Source organism: Streptomyces polygonati (assembly GCF_042650325.1).
Lineage (GTDB): Bacteria > Actinomycetota > Actinomycetes > Streptomycetales > Streptomycetaceae > Actinacidiphila > Actinacidiphila polygonati.
The window spans coordinates 174510-195700 of the sequence record NZ_JBHSBB010000012.1 but is presented as its reverse complement, the minus strand read 5'-3'; the positions used below and the strand labels follow the sequence as shown (position 1 = coordinate 195700).

Below are 21191 nucleotides of genomic sequence, written 5' to 3'. Positions count from 1 at the left end.
CGTCACTCGGAAAGGTCTCAATTGGCCATGGTCAATGGATGGAAAAAACTCGATCGACCAGTTTTGACTCACAGTCGAGAGCATGTTCGGTATCCGGTGTTTCCGCCGTGTCAACAGGCGCCCTGTGCGGGATGCTCGGCGTACGCGCGCGCCGGCTGCCCCGGCGTGAGTGTCTGCGGCTCCTGGACAGCCGCCTGCGACTGGCGGCTGGTTACGCCCCGGTCGTCGTCGGACTACCGTCCGTGGCCGGCCACTCGGCAGCCAGGGCCCGGGCGGGATTGTCCACGAGTACGGCGTGCGCGGCCTGTCGGCCGAGGGCGGTGACCAGGCGGGGGCGCAGCACGCGCAGCAGCCAGGGCATGCCGGGGCCGCCGCCGGTCGCCCGGCCGGCGGAGACCACGGTGTCGCCGCCGACCAGGAGTTGACCGGTGTGTCCGGCCTCGGCGAGCGCGACGAGACTGTCGAACAGCCGCCAGTCGGTGGCGTGGTGGGCGAAAGACGGCCCGTCGAAGGCCAGGAAGGCACCGGACGAGGCCAGTTCGCGGTGCAGTCCCGGATCGGGGAACCGGTTCAGGTGGCCCAGCAGCAGACTGCCGGCCGGCACCCCCAGCTCGCCGTGCAGGAGTGCCAGCACGTCGGCGGCGGCGCTGCCCATCTCGTGGTGGACACCGATCGGGGCGCCGGTCGCGTGGTGTGCCTCGGCCGCGGCCCCCATCACCCGGCGCGTGTGGTCGTCCAGACCGTGGAACATCCCGGCGACCTTGATCATGCCGGCTTTGGCGGTGCCCCGCGGCCCGGCGGGATCGTCACCGTCCAGCAGGCCCTCGGTCAGCTCCGCGACGAAGAACCCGGCCAGACCGCGCCCCGCCGTCCGGGCCAGGGCATCGGGCCGGTAGTGCCGTTCCTGATGCAGCCCGGTCGCGGCCACCAGGTGCACGCCCGCCGCCCGGGACAGCGCCGGCAGCAGTGCGGCCCGCCGGCCCAGACCGAACGGCGTCCACTGGGCGACGGCGCCGCCGCCCAGCGCCCGGAAGGCCGCGAGTTCGGCGCCGGCCGCCGCCGGGTCGTCCAATTCCTGCCCGGCGAGCGCGGGCAGTGCGAGGAAGAGGTGGTCGTGCGCGTCGCACACGCCCAGCGATCCGGGCGGGATGTCGCCGAGTACGGTACGGACCGCCTTCACGCCCCCGCCCCGTCCTCGGCGGGCACCTCCGGGCCGTGCGGCGGCGCCGTACCGGCCGCCTCGTTGTCCCGCAGTACCCCGGCCACCACGCGCAGACCGGCCAGTGCCTTGGGCACGCCCACGTACGGCGCCAAATGCACCATGACCTCCACGATCTCGGCCGATTCCATGCCGATCCGCAGCGAGTTGCGTATGTGGTCCTCCAGTTGCGGCTCCACCCCGCCGAAGGCGGTGAGCGCGGCCAGGGTGGCGATCTGCCGGTCGCGCGGGGCCAGCCCCTCGCGCTGGTAGGTGCCGCCGAAAACGGCCGTCACGATCCAGTCGGGGAAACCGGGCGCGAGGGCGTCGAGCGGGGCGAGGGTACCCTCGACCGTCGCGTCTCCCGCCAGTTCGCCCAACACCCGGTAGCCCGCGGCGCGGTCGATCTTCGCCTTCTCCATCACCACTGCCGTCCTGTCTCGATGCTGTCCAGTCCTGGCCGCGACAGATGCGCCACCTGGTAGCGCTCGGCTCCCGGCTCGTCGGGAGCCGCCGCCTGCCACAGCGTGAAACGCAGCAGCTCCCAGTGCCGAGGGTCGACCGCGAGGGCGACCGAATGCACCCCGGGCCGCGCCGCCAGCTCCGGCAGTTCCCCGGCCGCGCGCTCCAGGGCCGGCGCCGGGTCCTCCCCGGGGCCGAGCGGCAGGACCTGCCGGGCCGCGGCGCGGGGGACGTCCGCGACGGCCGGTCCGCGCGCGAAGCCGAGCCCGGTCCAGTGCTCGACCGCCGGGCGCCCGAAGTCGGTGACGACGCCCTGGAAGCCGGGTCCCCACAGGAAGCTGTTCATTCCGCGGGCGGTGTTCCACAGATAGAACGGCGCGTACTGGTTGACGGGGGAGCCGTCGGTGCCGCGCTCTCTGACCAGGTAGGCCTTCAGGCCGAGGCCGGGGAAGTCGTCCAGCAGCCGGCCGCGGGACGCCACCCGCTCATGAATGATCCGCATGTCGTAGTCGGCGGGCAGGGTGATCCGGTAGTTCATCGCGTGCATGGGTGTCCGCTCCCGGGACGAGGACGTGGTGGACGGAGGTGTGCGCGCCGCGCTCCGGCTCAGCCGGTGGCCGGCCGGGCGGCGTCGAGCAGGCCCATCGCCCCCCGTACGGCCTCGTCGAAGGGCTGCCGGGAGCCGGCCGCGCGGGCGAGTACGTAGCCGCCCTGGACGACGGCGGCGACGGCGGCGGCGGTGTCGGACGGGTCCAGCCCCGCGCGCAGCTCGCCGGCGGCGACGCCCTCGGCGACGATCTCGGTGAGCCGCCCGCGCAGCCAGTCGAAGGTCTCCCGGACCGGTTGCCGCAGCGTCTCGTCGGCCACCACGTCGGGATCCATGGCCATCCGGCCCACCCGGCAGCCGCGCAGCGGATCGCGCTCGCGCAGCAGATATGTGCCGAGCCGATCGAACGCCGTTTCCCCGGACGACAGTTGTGCCTCGGCCTGGGCACGCAGCTCGGCGGAGTTGCGGCGCATCGCCGCCAGCGCGAGATCCGGCTTGCCGCGGAAGTGGTGGTACATGCTGCCCTGCCCGGCACCGGCCCGCTCCTGGACGGCCCGTGGGCTGGTGCCCACGTAGCCGCGTTCCCAGAGCAGTTCGCGGGCGCTCTCGATCAGTCGTTCGGCGGAGTCCATGGGAGCAGTGTACATACTAGTAGGTACAGAAACCCGGCAGCTCCGGGATCTGCCGGGGCACGCACCGGGTGGCGCTCCGGCTGTCCGGTGAAGGGAATGTGAGGCGAGCCAACTCTGATCACGCCCGGGTCCTGCCCCGCTCCCGAGGGCCCGGCCCGCCGCGCGACTGCGACGAGCGGCGCGGGACGCGTGCCTCAGACCAGGTAGCGCACGGTGAGGAGGGCCTCGACGTCACCGGACACCGCGGCGTAGCCTCGGATCGCCCTCGACGTGACGCGGCGGGCGATCGACGACGACGCCGCGAACAGCTACCTCCCCTTCCAGGGCCAGCGCGGCCTGCGCGAGGCCGCCACCGCCCATGTCGGCCGGATCGCCAGCCGCACCTACGACCCGGCGGCAGGCCGCGCGATCGTCGCCGGGGGCCTCAACGGCGTCCTCAACGCACTGCTCGCCACCGTCGAGCCGGGGCAGGAGGTGGTGATCGGCGACCCGGTCCACGCCGGCCTCGTCAACAGGATCCGTCTCGCCGGCGGCGTCCCGAGACACGTGCCGTGCCGCCCGACACCCACCGGCCGGCGCACCGACCCGGCCGAACTCGCCGCCGCGGTAGGGCCGGAGACGGCGGCGGTCCTGGTGATGTCCCCCGCGATCCCACCGGCGATCTGCTCGGACACCCGCACTGGGACGCCTTGGCCGCGGCGGTGGCCGAGCACGGCTGCTGGGTGATCTACGACGCGGCCATGGAGCGCATCCGGTTCGACGGCCGGGCCCCGGAGCACCCCGCCAGCCATCCCCAACCGGCCGAGCGCACCATCACGGTGGGTTCCGCTTCCAAGGAACTACGGCTCATCGGCTGGCGGGTCGGCTGGGTAGTCGGTCCGCCGCGCATCATGGCCGACATTGCCTTGGTCGGCCTGGCCAACGCGGTGACGCCCGTCGGCATCGCCCAGCAGGCGGTGGCCGCTGCTCTCGACGCCCCGGACGCGGACGCCGACGTGGCCGCGGCCACCCGCACATGGCGGCAACGCCGCGACCTGGTCCTGTCGGAGCTGGCCGACTACCCGTGCATACGCCCGCACGGAGGCCGGTCGTTGCTCGTCGACACCACCGCGCTGGGCCTCACTCCGGCCGAGGCGTCCGAACGGCTCTTGCGGCACGGGAAGGTCGCAGCCACCCCCCATGACCGGCTGGGGCCCTCACGGGGGCCACCCCCTGCGGTTGGTCTTCGCCAACGAGCCCGTCGAACGCCTCGACGGGCTGCGAGCCCGTTTCGCAGCCGCCTTCGGGTAGGGCCTGTCGTTTGGATCTCCGTGGATGGACTTCTTCGATGAGTGGGCCGCTCGTGGGGGCGGGTGACCAGAGCGGTGGCGAGTTGCTCGAGGGCGTCCAGTCGCGCATGGCCAGGAAGCGGGGGATCTTGGAAGTCCCGACCTGATGTGCTCGGTGGCCTGAGAACTCGTGAGGTTCCGGTCATGGTGACTGCGACTGTCCGATGGTGGAGCGACGAGGAGGGGTGGGGTGTGCTCGACTGATCGGCTCAGCCTGCGGGGCGGGCGGCGACGCGCCAGGACCTGGACCGCCTCGCCCGCACCGAAGCCCTGACGCACCGGCTCGCTGGTCCACTCGACGAGCCAACCGTCGTAGATTGCCACGGCTCGCAATGCCGACGGTGGGCTGTTCAGGACGGGTCGCCGTCACCGAGGGCCCGGTAAATGGCGGTGGTGTAGGCCGCGGCCCGGTGTGAGCCGAGAATGTCGGCGCCCATGGTGTTCATGACGTAGCTGATCGTCATGCGACGGTCGAGGTCCATGATCGCCATCGAGCCGCCCCAGCCGCCCCAGAACGCGATCCGGCCGTCGGGGATCCACGGCAGGGTGCGCCGGTCGGCCAGTGCGTATCCGATGCCCCATCGCAGATGCAGTCCGTTGACGAGGTCCACGCCGTTGGACTGCTCGTCGAAGATGAGTCCGATGGTGTCGGGCTTGAGGAGCTGACCGCGGGCGGAGGCTCCTGCTCGTGCGATGGGGGCGAGGATCTCGGCGACCGACCGGGCGTTCCCGTGTCCGTTGGCCGCGCCCAGGTCGGCTGCGCGCCAGGCCGGCGTGTTGGCGGCGTCGGCGCTGAACGAGGGACCGGTGAAGGTCCGGTACGCGGCGGAGTCGTGATCGAGCGTCGAGGGATCGAAGTCGATGGTCGGTGCGATGACGTCGGCGACCCGTTCGGCGTCGGCGGCACGCAGCCCGATCTGGAAGTCGGCACGGAGGGGCCGGGCGATGTGCTGGTGCACGAAGTCGCGCAGCGACTGGCCGGTCAGGCGGTGGACCAGCTCGCCTATCAGATGGCCGTAGGTGAGGACGTGGTAGCCGGACGCCGTGCCAGGCTCCCACCACGGCTTTTGAGAAGCCATCCGGGCGGCCGCCGCGCGCACGTCGTACAGGTCCTCAAGCCGTGCGGGGCGCTCCAGGCCGGACACGCCCGAGGTGTGGGACAGCAACTGCCGCACCTTGACGTCCTGCTTGCCGTTCGCGGCGAACTCGGGCCAGTAGCGGGCAACCGGCGCGTAGACGTCCAGTTCGCCGGCGTCGACGAGCAGCATGGCGGCAAGGCTGGTCACGGTCTTTGTGATCGACCACACGTTGGTGATCGTGTCGCGCTGCCAGGGCCGCGTGCGTGCCGCGTCGCGGTGGCCGCCCCACAGATCCACCACCTGCTGGCCGTCGACGTCGACGGCCAGCGACAGGCCCACCTCTGCGCCGCCGCGCAGCTGGTCCTCCACGGCGTCGCGGACGGGTTCGAACGAGGGGCTGACGGTTCCGTTCAGTTCGGTCATACCGACATGGTCGAACCTTGACGCCGGTGTCAAGGTCAAGCGGATAGTGTGCTGATATGCGTATCGGCCAGCTGGCCGCCCGAGCGGGTGCCTCTCCACGACAGGTGCGGTTCTACGAGGCGAAGGGCCTGATCACCTCGACCCGTGGGCCCAACAACTATCGTGACTACAGCGAGACGACCCTGGGCCGCGTCCAGCAGATCCGCGAACTGCTGAACGCCGGCCTGTCGACGCAGGCGATCCGCGGAATCCTGCCCTGTCTGGAATCGCCGCGCGACCCGATCGTCTTCGAAGGCGTCACAGCCGAGACGATGGGGGCGCTCGAACGCGAACGTGACAGGCTGACCGAACGTATCGACGTCCTGGCCCGCAACCGTGACGCGATCGCCGACTACCTCACCGAACTCCGAGGGCGGGCGAACTGATCCGCCGCGAGCACGCTGGTCACCTCGGCGATGGCATCCGGAGAGGGCTCGAAGTAGCGACGCACGTTCCGGCTTCCGTTGCCTCGACTTCGCCGGCAGCATCGGCAGCCCGCGGAGTGCCCCAAGCCGCCCCTGGTCAGGCGGTGACCATGATCGCCTCGATCGACCGGTTCTGGCCCGTCGTGCCGACCGTGATGCGGCCGCCCGCGATCCAGCCCTGCCAGCCGAAGCCGCTCAGGTGCGCGTTGGCGGCCACGCTTCCGCCCTCGGTCTGGAACTCGACGGCCTCGATCGGCAGGTTCTGGCCGGTGGTGCCGATCTCCAGGGTCGTGTTGTCCCCGACGCAGATCCACGACTGCCAGCCGATCGTGGAGACGTGCGCACGCGCGCACAGACCGCCCATGCCGACCGTGATGAACCGCAGCGCTTCAATGGCCCTGCCTTCGCCCGTGGTTCCCGCCATCACTCCGCCGCAGGAGTACGCACTCTCCCAGCCGATGCCCGCGACGTGCGCCTCGTAGCAGATCACGCGGTTGGCCGCGGCCTGCGCCGTGCCCGAGTGCCCGCTCCCGGCGGCCCGGGCGGTGCCGGTCCCGACGAGCGAGCAGCCGAGGGCGAGCAGGGCGCCTGCAAGAGCCATTGTCGGTGACTTGCGCATGGGTCATCCCCTCCCGGGGGTCGGCACGACTTCGACAACCAGTGGCAGTGCGTGCCAAGAATGCGCAGCCGCCCTCCACCCGGTCAACACCGCGCGCACGGTCGGTCACCCTCCGCACGGAATCGGGCAAACCCGCGGGAGGGGCATCCACGACGGGTTCCCGCGCGGGCGCTTGCCCTACGGGGGCCGATCGGCGTACGGCGGCCGGACCCCGACCGATCCGAGTCAGGGCGGACCCCGCCGCGACCAGGGCGGGAGCGGCGGAGCGGCAGACGAGTCGGGCTGTACGACGGGTACGTCCTCGTCGCGCTCTTCGTCTACGGCGGAGTGACATGCCGAACACCGTGGGTCCCGCATGGGTGTTGAGAGAGTGGGTCTTGTCTGTGTCGACGCCGGCCCGGACCGCGGCCATGCGGTGCCTCCGTGCGGTGGGGTGCCGGTGCCGCCCGGGCCCGGGTGTTTACCTTCTGCGGGACGCGATGTCACGAACGCGGGAGCAGCGGGAGGCCGGTCCCGCAACGGATTCCCCCGGGCTGGGTCTTACTGGCTGGTCGGTGCTGCCTGGCGAGGAGACAGCGCCGAGGACCAGCGCAGGCCCGGCGTGGTCGTTCCGATCAGCGCGACGGCGGTGATGCAGAGTAGTCCGCCGCTGACCAGGGCTGTCGTGCCTGATGTGGCGCCCGCGACGAGCCCGCCGCGCATGTTGCCGATGTCCGGGCCGGCTTGCCCGACGATCTGTTCGGCGGCGCTGACCCGGCCGAGGAGTTCGATCGGGGTGTGCAGCTGGACGATGGTGCTCCGGGAGACCACGGAGACGGTGTCGGCTGCGCCGGCCAGGGCAAGGAAGGCCAGACCCGTCCAGGGGTCGGGTGACAGGCCGAATAATGCGAGCGCCGCGCCCCAGGTGGCTGATCCGCCGAGCATGACCAGGCCGGGATGCGGCAGGCGGGTGAAGGCCCCGGAGAAGAGCGACGCGGCGACGCCACCGGCCGCGATGGCCGTCAGGAACAGCCCCAGAGTGCGTGGGCTGTTGTCGAACCACTCCGCGTTGACCAAGGGGAACAGGCTGACCGGCATCGACAGCACGGTGGTGGCCAGATCCGTGAGGAGCGCTCCGCGGATGACGGGAGTGCGGGCCAGGAAGGCGAGGCCGTCCAGCGCGCCCCGCAGACCGGGGCGGGCAGGCTCGTTGCCGGGGTTCATCCGGGGCAGGCCCAGCGCGCCGATGATCGCCGCGGCGAAGGTGAGCGCGTCGATCAGGTAGCAGCCGGCGACGCCCAGTCCGCCCACCGTCAGACCGCCCAGCGCGGGTCCGATCAGCATGGCGCCCTGGAAGGCGATCCGGTTCAGCGCCAGGCCGGCCGCGAGTTGCTGCTTGGGCAGCAGGCCCGGGATGAAGGTGCGTGACGCCGGGCCGCTGCCGGCGACGAAACAGGATTGGGTCGCGACCAGCAGTAGGAGCCCTGCGGCCGGGAAGTTCCCGAGGAAGCCCTGGAGGGCGAGAATCAGCGAGCAGACGGCCTGGCCGCTGGTCGTGACCAGGTAGAACTTCCGTCGGTCCACACGGTCGACGAGCGACCCGGTGAAGAGTCCGAGGACGACGAGTGGAATGGCCTGGGCCAGGCCGACGGCGCCTGTCCACGCGGTGCTGTCCGTCATTTCCCAGATCTGGAACATCACAGCGACAAGGGCCATCTGACCCCCGAGCGCGGACAGCGCCTGGCCGGCCCAGAGCCGCCGGAACGGTGCTGAGGTCCGCAGCGGGGTCAGGTCGAGCAGCGCGTGCCTCACTCCCATGCGGGGTCCTGCGCCAGCTTCTCGGCGATCCGGTCGTGGAAGCTCTTGCGCTCCAGGGCCTGCTCGATGTCGGTGACCACCCGGGTGAGCGGATAGGGGATCTCAGTCTCGATATCGGCGATGGCGGCTTCGGTCGCCCGCCATTCCGCCGCCAGGCGGCCGACGATGCCACGGGCGTTGTCCGTGAGCGTCACCTTCTTGCTGCGTGCGTCGTCGCCCGGGACAGTCCGGACCCAGCCGGCCGCCCGCATCGCGGACACCTTCTGGCTGAGCGCTGAATGGGTCCGGCCGACCGACTCGGCCAGTTCGGTGATGGTCATCGGCCCGTGGGCGTGGAGCCGGAGCAGTTCCATCACGAAGTTCGTCCTGAGCCCGTCGATACGCCCCTCGGAGTGGATCCGGGCGATGTCGGCGTCCATCGTCGCCTGGAGAAGTCGCAGGGGCCGCCAGCGGCTCTGCTGGGTGGGGTCGAGTGTGTGTTCCTCGGGCATGGCAAGCATTCTAACAGTCCTTATATAAGGACTGTCACATAATCCTCGCGCTCCCGACCGCCCTTCGACGCCCGCCGGTGCGGCGGTGGCTGCCCGCACCGCGGTCTTCGCGCGGATCGAAGGCCGGTACGACATACGCAGGGCGGTCCTCACTGACCTGCGGGAAGGTGAGGACGACCTGGTTGTCACATGGCTTGGGGACTGGTTCGGCGATCACCCGGGACTCCACCTCTCCGGCGAAGAACGCGCGAGCTGATCGTGCTGGCCGCGGCGGCAGGGGACTGTCGGTGGCCGGTGGCAAGATCGCCGGCATGGATTTCGTACGTACTACTCCGCCGCGGCCGGTGGACGTGACCGAGGTGCGGCGGATGCTGGAGGACTAGGACAGGTGGCGGGCAGCCGGCGCCGACGTGGTCAGCTCCTACGCGAAGTATCCGCTCGATTTCTATTCCCTTCATCTGGGCAACGCACCCGGCTGGAAGGTCGGCGGCCGGCCGCCCTGGGGCCGCACCGATCCGTACCCCCAGTACTGCGCTGTGTGCGAAGTGCGGATGGTCCCGCCACTGACGATCGCTTCCCAGGAGCGGAGCGGCGGCGAAGGCCACAGCTGGGCGCCGCAGGAGGACCAGGCCGCCGCCCTCGCCGGCCCCCACTACGCGGGCCAGCATCCCTCGCTCCCGACGAAGGTAGAAGTAGGCAGCACGGACAACATGCAGATCTACGTCGGCCCGACCTCCCCCGAACATCCGCACACCGACCTGATCCAGTGAACTGCCGGGCCTGGCACGGATTTCGTGATCGGTTACGGTGCGTGTTGGCCACTGGGTGGAAGGCGGAGGGTGCCTTGAGCTCTGCCCGGACCGGTATTCCCCCCTCACCTGCCGGGTTGTCTCCCTAGATGGCAGTACACAGCTATATGTCTTTTTCAAAGAAATAGTAAGGCCGCCGCGATCGGCAATGCGGTAGCACTAATTCCACTTCCGGGCCAAGAAATAATTTGACGCGGACGCGTCGATCAGGTAAAAGTCCGCCACAGCTGGGACGTGCGTCTTTGATGACGGTCGTACCGAGGGAGTGATGGCCCGGTAAAAGGTAAAGAATGTGTCTGCTCTTGCCTCGCGGCGGTGGCGGGTTCTTTGGCGCTGGTATTTTCCCTGCCGGTTGATCGATCAGCGCTGACAGCGAGGGGCGGGACACTGTGGCGTCCGGGGACGGGATTTTCCAAAACAGGTCAGGCGGGGCGGGCGGGCGACGCAAACGGTGGGGCGGGCACACCGCCGCCTGGCGCGCCGTCATCGCCGTGGCGGGCGCGATGGCCGTGTCCGCGACGCTGCTGGGGGCGGCGTCCCCGGCGGCCGCACGAGTGACGGGGCCGCCCAAGGCCCCGCATGCGAAGCCGGTGCCGGTCACCGCGGTGACCTCGCACTACGGCAAGCCGCGCAGGCTCGTCACGAAGCCCATGCCGGCCCCGGTCTGGCCGGCGGGCACCGCGACGGCGAGCGTTCCGCGGCTCTCCGGTGGGAGCACGGCGGCAGCCGGGGCGGGCTCGGCGACCGGTTCGGCGGCGGCGACCGCCGCCACGCCGGCGCCGGCGCGAGCAGGCGGTCTGCCCGTCTGGTTCAGCCCGGTGCCCGCGGCGGCGGGCACGCGGGCCGCAGGCTCGGCGGCGAGCGCGGCCGGCGCCAAGAGGCAGACCCCGCCGACGGACGTCCAGGTGCGGATCCTGCCGAAGTCCGCCGCGGCGGCGGCCGGCATCGACGGCGTGCTGATGCAGGTCACCCCCACCCGGGCGACGCCTCTGCGCATGGCGCTGGACTACCGCTCCTTCGCCGACGCGTTCGGCGGCGACTGGGCCTCGCGTCTGCAGCTCGTGCGGCTGCCCGACTGCGCCCTGACCACGCCGCGACTCGCCTCGTGCCGCACCGAGACCCGCGTGCCGTCCGCCAACAGCGCGGCGGCGCAGACCCTTTCGGCCCCGCTCGCCGCCACGGACAACATCGTGCTCGCGGCCACCGGCGCGCCCAGCGGCGGCGGCGGCGACTTCAGCGCCACCTCGCTCAAACCCTCCGGTTCCTGGCAAGCCGGCGGCAGCACCGACGCGTTCACCTGGTCCTACCCGATCAGCGGGCCCAGTGTCCCCGGCGGGCTGACGCCCAACCTCGCGCTGGGTTACGACTCGCAGAGCGTGGACGGCCTGACCTCGTCCACCAACAACCAGGCCTCGGTGGTCGGCGACGGGTTCTCGCTGCCGACGAACTACATCGAGCGGTCCTACGGCTCCTGCCACGACAACCCCACCGGCGCCACCAAGACCTGGGACAGCTGCTGGTCCGCCGACAACCAGCTCACCCTCTCCCTCAACGGCAACACCACCACACTGATCAAGGACGACACCTCGGGGACCTACCGGGCCCAGGGCGACTCCGACGAACGCGTCGAGCGGCTGACCGGCGCGACCAACGGCGCCCAGGGCGGCGAGTACTTCCGGGTCACCACGCCGGACGGCACCCAGTACACCTTCGGCCTGAACCGACTGCCGGGGTGGGCCTCGGGCAACACCACCACCAACTCGGTGCTGACCGAGCCGGTGTACGCCACCGCCTCGGGCCAGCCCTGCTACAACGCCACCTGGGCCAGCTCCTGGTGCCAGCAGGGCTACCGCTGGATGCTCGACTACGTCAAGGACACCCACAGCGATGTGATGTCCTACTTCTACACCCCGACCACCGCTTATTACGCGCGCGACCTCGGCAAGACCGCCGACACCTCGTATGTGCGCGACGCGGCGCTCGCGAAGATCCAGTACGGCCAGCGCGACGGCTCGGTGTACTCCACCAGTCCGGCCGGCCTGGTGACCTTCACCTACAACGGCCGCTGCGACACCTCCGCGACCGGGTGCGCCACCTCCACGCTCACCAGCTCCACCGCGTCCAAGTGGCCGGACGTGCCGTTCGACCTCAACTGCGCCAGCGGCGCCTCCTGCTCGTCCAACTCCCCGTCCTTCTGGACCGAGAACGAGCTGACGGGCATCCAGGCGCAGGCGCTGGTCGGCTCCACCGAGACGAACGTCGACTCCTGGGCGTTCGCCTACTCCTTCCCGCCGACCGGGGACGTGACCACGCCCTCGCTGTGGCTGGACACGGTGACCCGCACCGGCCAGGACACCTCCGCCGGCGGCTCCGCTTCGGCGCTCGCCATGCCCAAGGTGACCTTCGCCGGCACGCCGCTGTCGAACCGGACGAACCTGACCAACGGCTACCCGCCCATCACCCGCTACCGGCTCAACACCATCACCACCGAGTCCGGCGGTGTCGTCAGCGTCGGCTACTCCGCCCCCGCCTGCGGAAGCGGCACGCCGAGCGACGCCAGCCAGAACACGTCCCTGTGCTACCCCGGTTACTGGACCCCCACCGGGCAGACCACCCCGATGCTGGACTGGTTCAACAAGTACATCGTCACCACGGTCACTCAGCAGGACCAGACAGGCGGCGGCGTCAACGACACCCTCGTCACCCGCTACCTCCCGGTCGGTACCCCGGCATGGCACTACGACGACAACCCGCTGACCCCCACCGCCCAGCGCACCTGGGACCAGTGGCGCGGCTACGGCGGCATGAAGGTCACCACGGGCACCGCCCCCGACCCGGCCACCGAGACCGACTACACCTATTTCCGCGGCATGGACGGGGACACCCTGCCCGCGGGCCACACCCGCTCGGCGACCGTCACCGACTCCCGCGGCGACCCGGCGGTGACCGACTCGGCGCAGTACGCCGGTCTGACCTACGAGGCCATCCTCTACAACGGGCTGAACAGCGGGAAGGTCGTCAACGACACGATCACCGCCCCCTGGAGCAGCGGCGACACCGCCTCCCACGCACTGTCCGGCGGCCTCCCGGCGCAGCAGGCGTTCCTGACCGGCCAGAGCGACATCAAGGTCTTCACGCCGCTGGCGTCCGGGGCGACCCGGGAGACCGAGATCGCCTACACCCACGACTCCTACGGCCGGGTCACCAGGACCGACGACAAGGGCGACGTCTCCACCACGAACGACGACCTGTGCACCACGGCGAGCTACGCGGACAGCACCTCGGCCTGGATACTCGACCTGGTGGACGAGACCAGGACGGTCTCCGTCGACTGCTCGGCCACACCGGCGCTACCGGCCGACGCGGTGAGCGACAAACGGATCTTCTACGACAGCTCCAGCACGCTGGGGGCCGCGCCCACGGTGGGTGACCCCACCTCGACCCAGCAGGCCACCTCGTACACCGGGTCCACTCCGGTCTACACGACCATGTCGTCGCTCACGACGGACGTCTACGGCCGTCCACTGACCAGCACCGACGCGGATCAGCAGACCACGAAGACCAGCTACACCCCGACCACCGGCGCCGCACCGACGTCCATCGTCTCCACCGACCCGCTGGGCCAGACACTCAGCCAGACCTACGACGCGCTGCGCGGGCTGACGCTGACGCAGACCACGGCGGCCGGCTACGTCACCAAGGCGCAGTACGACGCCCTGGGGCGGACCACGGCCGTGTTCCGGCCCGGGATCGCGGCTGCCACCACCAAATACAGCTACGCGCTCGCCGCCGACAAGCCGAGCTCGGTCATCACCCAGACCCTGAACGAGGACGGCAGTTACCGCAGCAGCGAGCTGCTGCTTGACTCGCTGCTGCGGCCCCGCGAGACGCAGATCGCGACGGTCGACGGCGGCCGGGACGTCACCGACACCGTCTACGACACCAACGGATGGGTGGCCAAGACCACCGCGCCCTACTACGCGAGCGGTGCGCCCAGCGCGACACTGGTGCAGGCACAGGACGGTGACGTGCCGTCGGAGACGGGCTTCACCTACGACGGCGCCGGCCGCAAGACGGTGGCCACCGCTTACGCGCTGGGCACCTCCACCTGGAACACCACGACGGTCTTCGGCGGCGACTTCACCACCACCCTGCCGCCGAAGGGCGGCGTCGCCGAGACCACCCTCACCGACGGCCGCGGCCGTACGACCGACCTGTACCAGTACCACGCGGGCGCCGCGGCCGACCCGGTCCACGACGCCGCCTCGGACTACTCCGACACTCACTACACGTACTACCCGGACGGCCACCAGGCCAGCCAGACCGACCCCGGCGGCAACACCTGGACCTGGACCTACAACCTCCTGGGCGACCAGGTCGCGGCGACCGACCCCGACGCCGGCGGCTCCTCGGCGACCTACGACAACGCCGGCCAGCTACTGACCACCACGGATGCGCGCGGTGACCGGGCCACCTACACCTACGACAAGGACGGCCGGAAGACGGCCGTCTTCGACACCACCGGGAACGCGACACCGTCCGCCGCCAACCAGGTGGCGTCCTGGACGTACGACACACTGAAGAAGGGGTACCTCACCTCTTCGACCTCGTACGCCATGGGCACGGGCAGCGCCTCGGTCACCAACGCCGTACTCGGCTACACCAGCATGGGCGACGTCGCCGCCACGAAGACCACACTGGCCAACCTGCCGAGCGATCTGGCACCACTGGCGCCGTCCGGCGGATACACCGAGTCCAACACCTACAAGTCCAGCGGACTGCTGGCGAGCCACCAGGACCCGGCGGGCGGCGGCCTGCCCGCGGAGACCGTCGACTACGGCTACGACCAGTACGGCCAGACCACCGGCATCGCCAGCTCCGGAACCAACGCCTGGACCTATGTCTCGGCCATCGGCTACGACGAGTACGGCGAGCCGCTCCAGTACGCCATGGGTCCGACCACCAATTGGGTCGACCTGACCATGCGGTACGACCCGCAGACCGGCCAGCCCACCGACGCCAAGACCACCGACTCGAGCAGCGGCACGGTCGTCGACGACACCTCGTACGCCTGGGAGAACCCGGCTCTCTCCAAGGGCGCCGGACTGCTCGCCTCGACCACGGACCGGCAGAACGGCGGTGCGGTCTCGGACACCCAGTGCTTCGGATACGACTGGGGAACCCGCCTGACCGCGGCCTGGACCGCCACCGACAGCTGCGCCGCCGCGCCCTCCACCGGCAGCGGCACCGTCGGCGGCCCCAGCCCCTACTGGCAGACGTGGACGTACGCCGCCGACGGCGAGCGCCAGACGCAGACCGACCACGACACCACCGGCAACACCGCCGGCGACACGACCACGACCTACCACTACCCGACCGCGGGCTCCGCGACCGACCAGCCCCACACGCTCGGCAGCACCACAGCCACCGGTCCGGCCGCCGCCGCGAACTCGGCGTCCTACGGCTACGACGCCTCGGGCAACACCGACTCGATCCAGGGCGGCGCGCTGGGCGACCAGACCCTGACCTGGAACCACCAGAACCGGTTGGACACCGACACCACGTCGGCCGGCACCACCAGCTACCTCTACGGCCTCGACGGCGGTCTGGTGCTGCGCACCGACCCGACGCAGGCCACGCTCTACCTGGGCGACGAGGAACTCGTGGAGAACACCGCCACCAAGGCGGTGACCGGCACCCGGTACTACTCCGTCAACGGCACCACGCTGGCCTCCCGCTCCAGCAGCGGCGACGTCCAGTACCTGATCCCCAACCGGCAGGGCAGCGACTACCTCTCCATCGACTACCAGACCCAGGCGGTGACGCGGCGTCAGTACCTTCCCTTCGGCGGGACGCGCGGCACGGTCCCGGCTGCCTGGCAAGGGGACAAGGGTTACGTCGGCGGCACCACCGACACCACCACCAGCCTGGTCAACCTCGGGATACGGGAGTACGACCCGCAGACCGGGCGGTTCATCAGCCGCGACCCCCAACTGGAAACCTCGGACCCCTCGCAGCTGACCGGCTACGACTACGCCGCCAACGACCCGGTGACCGGCAGCGACCCGACCGGGCAGAGCTGGTTCCACTCGCTGTCCAACGCGGTCTCCAGCCTGGCCGACACCGCGCAGCAGGTCATCGACCGGACCAACGGCCCCATGGCAGCGCTGGGCTTCGGGGAACTCCTGCTCGGCGCGGGCATGGACGGCCTGGGCGGCGCGCTCATGGCCACGGGTGTCGGGGCGCTCGGCCCGGGTGAGGCGCTGATCGCCGCGGGCTCCGTACTCGCTGTCTCGGGCACCGCCACCGTGATCGCCTCGGTCGCCGCTCCCAACGTCGCGTACGCCGTCCAGAACGCCGGCGGCGGTGGCGGAGACGACGGGGACGGCTCCGACGGTTCGTCGTCGGAGGACCCGGGCCGGGACGAGGCAGCGCAGTCCCTGGTCGACGAGCACAAGGCGAAGGGGCGAGAGTCGCAGCTGACCCTGGACAACGCCTACCGCTCTTTGGACGGTGCCCCGGAGGGGACCCGGTCCCAGCTGCTGCCCGAGGAACACGAGTACAAGAACATGCCGGGTTACAAGAACCCCGACCTCGAGTACCTCGACCAGCAGGGCGACGTCGTCGGCTACGGCGAGGTGAAGACGGTCGGGGACGCCAGTCAGAAAACCTTCAACAGCCAGCTCGCCTCGGCCGTCAAGCAGCTGCGCGTTCGCGAGGACGTCGAGGGAAAGATGGACGTCAACGAGATCTTCATTCAAGTCCCCGACCTGGCCGACGCCCGGGAGGTCAAGGGGTGGGTCCGCGCCTATCAAAAGACCCGCGTGCATCATGGGAGCGACCTCGAGAAGGTCCGCGGATACCATGTGCGGGTCTACACCGAAAGCGGCAGCAAACTGGCCGACTTCGACCTCGGGATCGACGCCGACGAAGGCCACGTCGTGGACCACACCTACTATTCGCCGAACGGGTACTCCTACTGAACCGCCTGCTGCCGCTGACTGACACCGGGCTGTAACCCGGGGCAGGGGCGGACGCGTACCGTGAGGACGCGTCCGCCCCTGCCCCCTGTCCGAAAGGCGCGTTTCCTTGTCCTCGACGCTTTACCGCGTGCGTGAACCGTTTCCCGACGCTTCGAGCGCGCTGTCCCGGGCGCGCGCGATCATGCGCGACCTGACCGACTGGACGGCCGAGCCCTGGCCGCAGCTGGAGGGCGTCACCACGGTCGAGCAATTCACCTACGCACTCCGCACGTTCGACACGGCCCGGTTCACCGCGGACCGGGCACCTCATGTCGTCCCTTTCACGGACGAGTTGCAGCGCCGAGGAGTCGTCACGTTCGACGCGCGGCAGATGAAATCCTGGTCCAGCGGCGATGTGCGGCTGGGTCCGGACCTGGCGGATCTCTGGCCTCTTCCCGAGGGTGTGGACCTCTCACTGGCCGCGACTCCGCCCTTCGGCGCCCCCGGCGGCGAGCCTGAGGACACCCGCACCGAGGAGGAACTGGACCGCATGGTCTCCCTGCTCGGCCCGCTGGCCCTGAGCGTCATCTGGGACTGCGCCTGGCGCGGTCTCCCGGAGGCCAAGGGCTGCGGCGTGCTGCTCTGCCTGAACAGCGTCTGGCTGCGGCAGCACGACGAGCCGGCTCCCGGCGAGTTCGGCGTCTGGATCTCCCTCGGCCCCCGCGTCGCCTGGACGGAGGAAGGCCAGAACTGGGTCCGCGAGACCGGACTCCCCCTGGGCGAACCCCAGGAAGGCTGGTGATGACGGGCGCGCCGCCGCGCGACAGCCTTGGCGACCGATCAACATGTCGCGTGACCCGCGCGGAGAAGGCTTTCGGCACGTGCGGGGCCACAATTCCCGCAAAATTGCCGACCTTGTGCCGGACAAGCGAAAACACCGTACGCACAATCGGAACGGCAACATCTCCTCACGTCGGGACCGGCGCGATCCGGTCATAGAGGCGGATAGTCGCCGTAGATGCGTTCGACGATGGGAAGATATGTTCGTCATCGCGCCAGGACGCATGTCGGTCATAATTTCCAGCGAGTGAGCGTCCCGGTATCTCGCGATGCCCCATTCCCGCTTTTCGGCCTTGCCGGCGAGGCCCCGGTCGTGGTGTGAGCCGGCCGACGCGCCAACGGTACCCCGGCGGATTCCGCCTGCGACACGCACTGTGTGTTCTGACCCTGCACGTAACGCGCTTGTCTTGTTATGTCAATCTTGGGATCAGAGGTGAGACTGCGTTGCAGCGTGACATCGAAGTGAAACTCCTGCGCACCCTCGTCGCCGTTGTCGATGAGGGCGGTTTTGCCCGAGCCGCACACGCTCTGCACGTGACACAGCCGACGATCAGCCAGCAGATCCAGCGTCTGGAATCGATTGTCCAGGCGCTGCTGTTCCAGCGCGCCCACCGGCCGCTGAGCCTCACCCCCGCCGGCCGGGAGATGGTGGCGCACGCCCGCCGGGTCATCCTGCTCAACACCGAAGTGCTCGACAGCGTGTTCGCCCTGCGCAGCGAGACATGGCTCAGCATGGGATGTTCGGTCCACTTCACCGACGGGCTGCGGACCATGCTCACCCAACTGGCGGTGGAGCGACCGCGACTGCGGTGCTCGATGACCACCGGCCTGAGCGCCGTACTCGCCGACAAACTCGCCGAGGAGGGGTTGGAGGCGGCCATTCTGCTGGGAACCGAGACGCCGCACTGCGAGATGCTGGGGAGGCTGCGACTGGCGTGGTTCGGCCGGGCTCCGATCGTGTCCGAGGACCGGTTTCCGGTGGCGCTCGTCGGTGAGCGCTCGGCCTTGAGCACCCGGATCGTCGACACCCTCGCCGAGCACAAGGTCCCCTGGCGCTCCGCCCCCTGGTGCTCCGACCCCTTGGCGGTCCGGGCGTCCGTCCAGGCGGGACTGGCGTACACCGCTCTCACCGCGAACGCCCACCACAACGACCCTTCGCTGCACCCCGCACAGCATGCCGCCCTTGGCCCCGCGCCGGAACCGCTCCCCGTCTATCTGGCCTTCTCACCCTCGGTGAGCGAAGCCGCTGTCGACGCGGCTCGGGTGGCCGCCCGCGCGATACTCAAGGACATCCCGCTCTGTCCACCCTGACGGTCACCCCACCGCCGACGCGGGACCGCACGGCCGGCCAGGGCCGGCCGTGCGGTTCGCGGGGTTCATCGCCGGCCGGGGTCAGCCGTCAGTAGGAACTCCTGGCCGCCCCGCGCTGCGCCAGCTTCGGCCCGTAGGGCGCGGAATCCAGCCACGCCCCCGCCTTGCGCCCGGCTATGGCCACGGTGGCCGCGGCGCGCCGCCGCAACCAGACAGTCGGGCGGTGCGCCAGCATGTGCTCCAGGGCCGCGTTGGCGCAGGCGCGGTTGTAACGCGCCGCTTCCTTCCGCTCCTCGGCGAACCGGCCGATCTCCGCCGCGGCCCTCCCGGGGCCGTCGGCCGCCAGCGCCGCTCGGACGGCGTCCACCGCCCGAACCGCGTCCGGCACACTGGAGTTCATCCCGCGCGCGCCGAACGGGGCGAAGAGGTGGGCCGCCTCGCCCGTCAGCAGCACCCGGTGGTCGGCGTCGGTGAAGCGGGCCGCGACCTGCTGCGCGAACCGATAGGTCGACACCCAGCGCACGCGCTCACCGTACGACGCGGGCATCACCCGGGGAATCCACCGGCGCAGGCCCTCCGGTGAGATGAACTTGTCCGGGTCGTCGTTCACCAGCAGATTGAGGTCGACCCGCCAGCCGCCCGCGAACGGGACGATCAGCACGTTGCGTCCGCCGACTCCCGGGTGTCTGTAGTGGAAGACCCGCTCCACCGGTACCGGGTGAGCGGGGTCGTCGTCGAGGTCGACCACCACGAAGGTGTTCTCGGAGCGCGGACCTTCCAATGGGCTGCTGATGGCGGACCGCAGCGCCGACCGGGAACCGTCCGCCGCGATCACGTAGTCCGCCCGCCATTCACGGCCCGCGGCGTCCGCCAACCGCACCCCGTCGGGGGAGGTGCCGGCCGACTTCACCTCGACACCCCAGTGGAACCGCACCCCGCGCTCCCGGCACGCGGTGACCATCATGTCCTCCGTCGCGACCTGCGGAAGGCTGGTGAACGGCGGCAGACCGTCGCGGCCCGAGGGCGGATAGGTCCGGGTGTAGATCTCCTGCCCGGCCCAGTACGAACGCTTGGTGGCCCACATCAGGCCATGGGCGGCGATCCGGTGCCCGAGGCCGGGGCTGAGCCGTTCCAGCTCGCGCAGTGACGCTCCGTGCAGATAGGCGGCTCGGCTGCCCGGTCGGACGGTGTCCTCGGTACGCCGCTCCAGGACCGTGGCGGGCAGGCCGGCGTCGCGCAGTGCCAGCGCGGCGCTGAGCCCGGCCGGGCCCGCGCCGACCACCAGGACGGGGTGACGCGTGGTCGGGCCGGCGGCGGGCGCGCTCACTGCCCCTCTCCCGTCAGGTGGATGATGTCCGAGGTGAAGGACACGATGCGCGCGTCGAGTCCGCCGGTCAGCGCCGCGTGCCACAGCGCGGTGCGGATGCCGGTCCCTTCCCTGCGCAGCAGCACCTCGTCCCCGCCGGCGGTGAGTTCCAGATAGTCACCGCTTCCACGGACTTCCATCCCGGCCGTTCTGGCGGCCCGGACCAGGGGTTCGAACTCCGGCACGTCGAGTACGTACAGCGCGACGGTCACAGGTCCGACACCTCCGCGCTCTTCCGGACGAGTTCCGCCTTCCGCTGCCACAGCGACTGCGCCCGGGGATGGGGGGACTCGGCGACGTCGATGAGCGCCCGCACCGTCAACTCCGCGTCGCGGGCGTCGATCCCGGACATCTCGCGGAGCGGTCTGGTGATCTCCAGTTGGAGGCCGTTGGGGTCGTCGAAGTAGATCGACTCGATCAGCTCGTGGGCCAGCGGGGTCGTGACCCGCACCCCATGGGCCTTCAGCCGGCCGCGCCAGGCCAGCAGGTCCTCCTCGGTGTCGACGTGGAAGGCGACGTGCCGGGAACGGTGCATGAGGTCGCTCGGCGGCTCCTCCTCCGGCAGCCCGAAGTAGTAGAAGAACGCGATCCGGTTCCCCTTGCCCGACTCGAAGAAGAAGTGCACGAAGTCCGGGTAGTCGTCGGTGACCCAGCCGGTCGCCGTGATCGCGTGCACCAGGGGCATCCCCAGTACCCGGGTGTAGAACTCGTAGGTCGCCCGCGGCTTCCAGGTGACGAAGGCCAGGTGATCGACTCCGCCGACGCGCAGGCTCGGCTGATCGGCCGGTGGACGCGTGGACGGCGATGCGGTTCCCAATGCTCCTCCTGGAGGCAGAACGGCGGAAGGGGCTCCGCCGGGACGG

The 21191-nt window shown here is 70.4% G+C and carries 16 protein-coding genes and 1 pseudogene; 6 read left to right on the top strand and 11 right to left on the bottom strand.

The window, feature by feature from the left end; translation table 11 throughout:
* Window positions 1-211 precede the first annotated feature (211 nt).
* The 4 genes from ACFO3J_RS18050 to ACFO3J_RS18035 are packed head-to-tail and all read right to left on the bottom strand — an operon-like array spanning window position 212 to window position 2839.
* Window positions 212-1180 carry a phosphotriesterase family protein gene (locus tag ACFO3J_RS18050; protein WP_386430471.1) on the bottom strand — a complete coding sequence of 323 codons (969 nt, stop codon included), beginning with the start codon at window positions 1178-1180 and terminating at the stop codon, window positions 212-214.
* Entirely contained in the window at window positions 1177-1620 is a 444-nt protein-coding gene (locus tag ACFO3J_RS18045) for a carboxymuconolactone decarboxylase family protein (protein WP_386430470.1), read from the bottom strand. Before ACFO3J_RS18045 ends, ACFO3J_RS18050 begins: the two co-directional genes overlap by 4 nt.
* Window positions 1620-2207, bottom strand: a complete 588-nt coding sequence (locus ACFO3J_RS18040; RefSeq protein ID WP_386430469.1) for a DUF4865 family protein — start codon at window positions 2205-2207, stop codon at window positions 1620-1622. Before ACFO3J_RS18040 ends, ACFO3J_RS18045 begins: the two co-directional genes overlap by 1 nt.
* A gap of 59 nt (window positions 2208-2266) precedes the next feature.
* Window positions 2267-2839, bottom strand: a complete 573-nt coding sequence (locus ACFO3J_RS18035; protein ID WP_386430468.1) for a TetR/AcrR family transcriptional regulator — start codon at window positions 2837-2839, stop codon at window positions 2267-2269.
* Between the two features lie 270 nt (window positions 2840-3109).
* Here ACFO3J_RS18035 and ACFO3J_RS18030 point away from each other — a divergent pair.
* Window positions 3110-4170, top strand: a pseudogene (locus ACFO3J_RS18030) (pyridoxal phosphate-dependent aminotransferase).
* A 347-nt stretch (window positions 4171-4517) separates the two neighbouring features.
* Here the strand turns inward: ACFO3J_RS18030 and ACFO3J_RS18025 are convergent.
* Window positions 4518-5669: a serine hydrolase domain-containing protein gene (locus ACFO3J_RS18025; protein ID WP_386430467.1), complete on the bottom strand. Its 1152-nt coding sequence runs from the start codon at window positions 5667-5669 to the stop codon at window positions 4518-4520.
* 56 nt (window positions 5670-5725) lie between these two features.
* Between ACFO3J_RS18025 and ACFO3J_RS18020 the strand changes: the two genes are divergently transcribed.
* Window positions 5726-6094: a MerR family transcriptional regulator gene (locus ACFO3J_RS18020; RefSeq protein WP_386430466.1), complete on the top strand. Its 369-nt coding sequence runs from the start codon at window positions 5726-5728 to the stop codon at window positions 6092-6094.
* Between the two features lie 136 nt (window positions 6095-6230).
* Here ACFO3J_RS18020 and ACFO3J_RS18015 read toward each other — a convergent pair whose 3' ends face one another.
* The 3 genes from ACFO3J_RS18015 to ACFO3J_RS18005 form a co-directional block, all read right to left on the bottom strand.
* Complete coding sequence (locus ACFO3J_RS18015; RefSeq protein WP_386430465.1) at window positions 6231-6734, bottom strand: hypothetical protein; 504 nt, start codon at window positions 6732-6734, stop codon at window positions 6231-6233.
* A gap of 558 nt (window positions 6735-7292) precedes the next feature.
* A complete protein-coding gene (locus ACFO3J_RS18010) occupies window positions 7293-8549 on the bottom strand; it encodes an MFS transporter (RefSeq protein ID WP_386430464.1) in 1257 nt (418 codons plus the stop codon).
* Entirely contained in the window at window positions 8540-9040 is a 501-nt protein-coding gene (locus ACFO3J_RS18005) for a MarR family winged helix-turn-helix transcriptional regulator (RefSeq protein ID WP_386430463.1), read from the bottom strand. Before ACFO3J_RS18005 ends, ACFO3J_RS18010 begins: the two co-directional genes overlap by 10 nt.
* A 410-nt stretch (window positions 9041-9450) precedes the next feature.
* Between ACFO3J_RS18005 and ACFO3J_RS18000 the strand changes: the two genes are divergently transcribed.
* From ACFO3J_RS18000 to ACFO3J_RS17985, 4 genes are all read left to right on the top strand, one after another.
* Window positions 9451-9810, top strand: a complete 360-nt coding sequence (locus ACFO3J_RS18000; protein WP_386430462.1) for a hypothetical protein — start codon at window positions 9451-9453, stop codon at window positions 9808-9810.
* Between the two features lie 542 nt (window positions 9811-10352).
* Entirely contained in the window at window positions 10353-16832 is a 6480-nt protein-coding gene (locus ACFO3J_RS17995) for an RHS repeat domain-containing protein (RefSeq protein WP_386430461.1), read from the top strand.
* A 127-nt stretch (window positions 16833-16959) separates the two neighbouring features.
* Complete coding sequence (locus ACFO3J_RS17990; protein WP_386430460.1) at window positions 16960-17613, top strand: hypothetical protein; 654 nt, start codon at window positions 16960-16962, stop codon at window positions 17611-17613.
* A 356-nt stretch (window positions 17614-17969) separates the two neighbouring features.
* On the top strand, window positions 17970-18962 hold the full coding sequence (locus ACFO3J_RS17985; RefSeq protein ID WP_386430459.1) for a LysR family transcriptional regulator: 993 nt from the start codon (window positions 17970-17972) through the stop codon (window positions 18960-18962).
* 88 nt (window positions 18963-19050) lie between these two features.
* On the opposite strand, the gene ACFO3J_RS17980 is transcribed toward ACFO3J_RS17985, so the two are convergent.
* From ACFO3J_RS17980 to ACFO3J_RS17970, 3 genes are read right to left on the bottom strand one after another with little or no spacing between them, the layout of a single operon-like run.
* Window positions 19051-20289: an FAD-dependent monooxygenase gene (locus ACFO3J_RS17980; protein WP_386430458.1), complete on the bottom strand. Its 1239-nt coding sequence runs from the start codon at window positions 20287-20289 to the stop codon at window positions 19051-19053.
* On the bottom strand, window positions 20286-20540 hold the full coding sequence (locus ACFO3J_RS17975) for a hypothetical protein (protein WP_386430457.1): 255 nt from the start codon (window positions 20538-20540) through the stop codon (window positions 20286-20288). The genes ACFO3J_RS17980 and ACFO3J_RS17975 overlap by 4 nt, the downstream gene beginning before the upstream one ends.
* Entirely contained in the window at window positions 20537-21145 is a 609-nt protein-coding gene (locus ACFO3J_RS17970; RefSeq protein WP_386430456.1) for a VOC family protein, read from the bottom strand. Before ACFO3J_RS17970 ends, ACFO3J_RS17975 begins: the two co-directional genes overlap by 4 nt.
* Window positions 21146-21191 lie beyond the last annotated feature (46 nt).

Coding starts and splice junctions, on each gene's coding strand:
- ACFO3J_RS18045 (WP_386430470.1), bottom strand. CDS start 1,620: ATGGAGAAGGCGAAGATCGACCGCGCCGCGGGCTACCGGGTGTTGGGC.
- ACFO3J_RS18040 (WP_386430469.1), bottom strand. CDS start 2,207: ATGCACGCGATGAACTACCGGATCACCCTGCCCGCCGACTACGACATG.
- ACFO3J_RS18035 (WP_386430468.1), bottom strand. CDS start 2,839: ATGGACTCCGCCGAACGACTGATCGAGAGCGCCCGCGAACTGCTCTGG.
- ACFO3J_RS18025 (WP_386430467.1), bottom strand. CDS start 5,669: ATGACCGAACTGAACGGAACCGTCAGCCCCTCGTTCGAACCCGTCCGC.
- ACFO3J_RS18020 (WP_386430466.1), top strand. CDS start 5,726: ATGCGTATCGGCCAGCTGGCCGCCCGAGCGGGTGCCTCTCCACGACAG.
- ACFO3J_RS18015 (WP_386430465.1), bottom strand. CDS start 6,734: ATGGCTCTTGCAGGCGCCCTGCTCGCCCTCGGCTGCTCGCTCGTCGGG.
- ACFO3J_RS18010 (WP_386430464.1), bottom strand. CDS start 8,549: ATGGGAGTGAGGCACGCGCTGCTCGACCTGACCCCGCTGCGGACCTCA.
- ACFO3J_RS18005 (WP_386430463.1), bottom strand. CDS start 9,040: ATGCCCGAGGAACACACACTCGACCCCACCCAGCAGAGCCGCTGGCGG.
- ACFO3J_RS17995 (WP_386430461.1), top strand. CDS start 10,353: ATGGCCGTGTCCGCGACGCTGCTGGGGGCGGCGTCCCCGGCGGCCGCA.